Source organism: Roseovarius halophilus (ex Wu et al. 2025), from assembly GCF_047086965.1.
The window spans coordinates 1-3,218 of the sequence record NZ_JBKOTX010000363.1; the positions used below are offsets into that span (position 1 = coordinate 1).

Genomic DNA, 3,218 nt, shown 5'->3' on the forward strand with positions numbered 1-3,218 from the left:
CCGCGGCCGATGGGGCCGCGGCGGCTGAGCGTCAGACGCGCGACACCGTGCAGAGAGCGCACCGCACGAGACCCCCTTTCACGCCACCGACGCCGGACCCGGACGCGTGGCCGCAGGTGCGGGCGCATCTCGTCGACGAGCGCGGCCTCGATCCTGACCTCGTCGACGAGGCTCACGCCGCCGGCGACGTGTACGCGCAGACAAGGGAAGGCGAGCACGGAGCGATGACCAATGCGGTGTTTTTGCAGCGCGGACCTAGCGGCAGACCCACGGGCGCTGAGATCAAAGGTCTGCACCAGCGCCGTGACGGGTCACGCTTTTCCGGAATGGCCGCAGGATCGAGAAAGGATCGCGGAGCCTTCAGAGCCGGTGTCGATCTGGCGGCCGCGCGCGTCGTGGTCGTCGTCGAGGCTGCCATCGACGCCCTTTCCGCGCTGATGTTTGCACGCTCGAAAGGTCGCGGCGACGGCGTCTGCGTCGTCTCAACGGCGGGTGAACCGAAACAAGGGATGCCTGAACCTGTGATGGCGGCGATACCCGCTGACGCGACACGCGTAGCAGCTCAAGACAGGAACAAGGTCGGCGACAGGCAGGCACGGCAGCTACTCAAGCTCGACAGCGATCACGCGTGGAAACGATGGACGCCGCCGGAGCCTCACACCGACTGGAACGACTGGGCACAGACCTACTCGACCGAGACGCGCGGCGGGGACGGCAGTGACACGTCACCAGGTGAGGGCCCAGAGGACCCGTTCGCGCCCGACGCCGCCCCGGATCTTAGCTAACCGGTGCAGCCTCCCCCCCATCTTCTTTTCCAGTGGAACGAAAACTTGCGGAGCAAGTGTAGTGGCAACAGGTTATCCTGGGTTTTTTCAGGTTAACCTGTCTCAGGACATGGAGAGTAAGAGGGTAAAAAACACTTTTCGTTTTTTTTCAAATACTTAGTGTGATGCCATGTTTCACCAGTTCTGAAACATGGATGTTTCACCAGTTCTGAAACATCGTGAACAGATCAGTGCAGTTATGAAACGATTTTGTGTTTTCATGAAACGAGTGTATTTTCTTATGAAACGTTGATGTTTCAGAGGATCGAGCAATGACTAAAGCTGCTATGAGAAGCCCGGCTGAGCGGGAGCAGATGGCGGAACGTCTCGCTGCTGGACGCGATGAGGAGATCGCGGACGCAGAGAGACGGCGGATGAACGATGGATTCGTCCAAGTGTATTCGAAGGGCTGGGCACGGATGCGGGAGCTGTTGAAAGAGACGAAGAGCCAAGCTCCCTTACTTCTTTACACCTTCATTGCGGAGCACATCGACGCCGACGGCGGCGTTGTCGTTGCAGACCAGGAGACGATCTGCCGCGCCATCGGCGTGTCTCGCACGACGTTGTGGCGCGCGATCACGTTTCTCGAAGAAAGGAACGCGCTCTTGCGCATCGTCGTCGGCGGATCGGTCAGCGCATACGCGTTAGATCCAACCGAGGTGTGGAGGTCATGGGACAGCGCGAAAGAACGTGCAGTCTTTCGGACGAAGACTGTCGTGCGTACGTCCGCGCAGTCCGACGATGTAAAGCGGCGCATGACCGTCATGATGAAGGAGAAGGCTGGAGAGCCGGAGCTGCCACTGGACGAGCTGGAGCATGATCCGGAGACGGGCGAGGTCCGGGAATAACTAGTCGGCGGGCCTGCGGCCCGTAGCAAGGACATCTTTGAGTATGGTTAAGTTTATCGATATGGGTACTCACTACACAAAGCTTTCCAGACCCTCCGGGTTCTGGACGCTTTGCCGTTCGCCTGGCGGGGCCTCGACCTCTGCCGCCGTCCCGGTCGCCAGAGGTCGAAAGAGCTGTCCGACCCTCGCGCGCGCGCGAGACAGACAGCAGACCGGCTCCGCCGGTGTGGTTCCACCGGAAAAGAAGAATGGAAGCTAATGGCATCTGACATCGCAACATCCAACCGTGAGGGCGGAGCGCAGGCCCTCGCGAAATCCGCCCGGACCTCCGCGCCCGATGATCGGTCGTTCGCGATCCTCCGGTATGCGAAGCTGAAGACCACCAGCGCGATCCGCGGCAGCTCGGCACACATGCGGCGGACGATGCGGACGCCGAACGCGGACGCGTCACGCACGAACGCGAACCAGGTGTTTACGGGCAGCGAAGATCCGACCGCCGACGTTTTGTCTCGGCTGCCCGAGCTCGGCGCGCGGAACGAGGATGGGCACCTGCTGCGGCGTGCAAACAGCGTCTGCGCCGTCGAAGTGATGATGACGACCTCGCCAGAGTGGTGGCGTGACGCGTCACAGGCCGACGCCGACGCGTGGGTCGAGAGGTCGCGCGCCTGGCTCGCCGAGGAGTGGGGCGCGGACAACGTCGTCCATCTCGAAGCGCACCGCGACGAGACAACCTTGCATCTGACGGGCTTTGTAGTCCCGCTCGACCCCGACACCGGCGCGCTCAACGCTCGCAGGTGGATCGGCGGTCGGTCCAGCCGCGCAGAGCCCGGCACCAGCCGCCTATCCGGCCACCAGACGCGCTACGCCGAAGCCGTTGAAGACCTGGGCCTGCGTCGCGGGCGGATCGGGTCCACCGCAACGCATGTCGAGTTGCGCGAATACCAGCGCCGAGCCTCGGTGGTGCTGAACGAAGAGGTGCAGCCCCCGCAGATCGGCACGCCGCCCCTGACCGGCCGGGAAAAATGGGCCGAGGAGGCTCAGGCGAAAGTCGACGCCGCCATTGCAGCGCAGTCTGTAGGCGCCGCAGAGGCGCGCACAGAGCGCGAGAGCGCCCGCGCCGCCGGGGACCTAGCCGACCGCCGCCAGGACGCGCTGGAGACCGCCCGCGCCGAGCGTAGGGCCGCGACCGACCGTCTACGAGAGATCCCGGTCGAGCAGGTTGTGCAGGATCTCGGCGCGGAGTGGGACGCGCAAGAGAAACGCTGGAAGCTCGGCCCGGATGGCGCCCGCACACACAAGCTTGAGGTCGACACGGACCGGAACCGCTGGCGCTGCGCGATCACGCAGACCGGCGGCCGCGGCGCTATCGACGCCGTAAAAGCGATCATGGAAACCGATTTCAACGGAGCGCTGTCGTGGCTCGCTGACCGGTACGGTGAGCGAGCCACCGCGGCCGATGGGGCCGCGGCGGCTGAGCGTCAGACGCGCGACACCGTGCAGAGAGCGCACCGCACGAGACCCCCTTTCACGCCACCGACGCCGGACC

3 protein-coding genes are annotated in these 3,218 nt (G+C 64.0%); all 3 read left to right on the forward strand.

Annotated elements, in window-relative coordinates:
* On the forward strand, window positions 1-785 hold a 785-nt coding region (locus ACH107_RS31415), incomplete at its 5' end, for a DUF3991 domain-containing protein (RefSeq protein ID WP_412509576.1).
* A gap of 311 nt (window positions 786-1,096) precedes the next feature.
* Entirely contained in the window at window positions 1,097-1,672 is a 576-nt protein-coding gene (locus ACH107_RS31420) for a helix-turn-helix domain-containing protein (protein ID WP_412509577.1), read from the forward strand.
* Between the two features lie 258 nt (window positions 1,673-1,930).
* Window positions 1,931-3,218, forward strand: a 1,288-nt coding sequence (gene mobV, locus ACH107_RS31425) for a MobV family relaxase (protein WP_412509578.1), incomplete at its 3' end; no start/stop codon positions are given.

Coding starts and splice junctions, on each gene's coding strand:
- ACH107_RS31420 (WP_412509577.1), top strand. CDS start 1,097: ATGACTAAAGCTGCTATGAGAAGCCCGGCTGAGCGGGAGCAGATGGCG.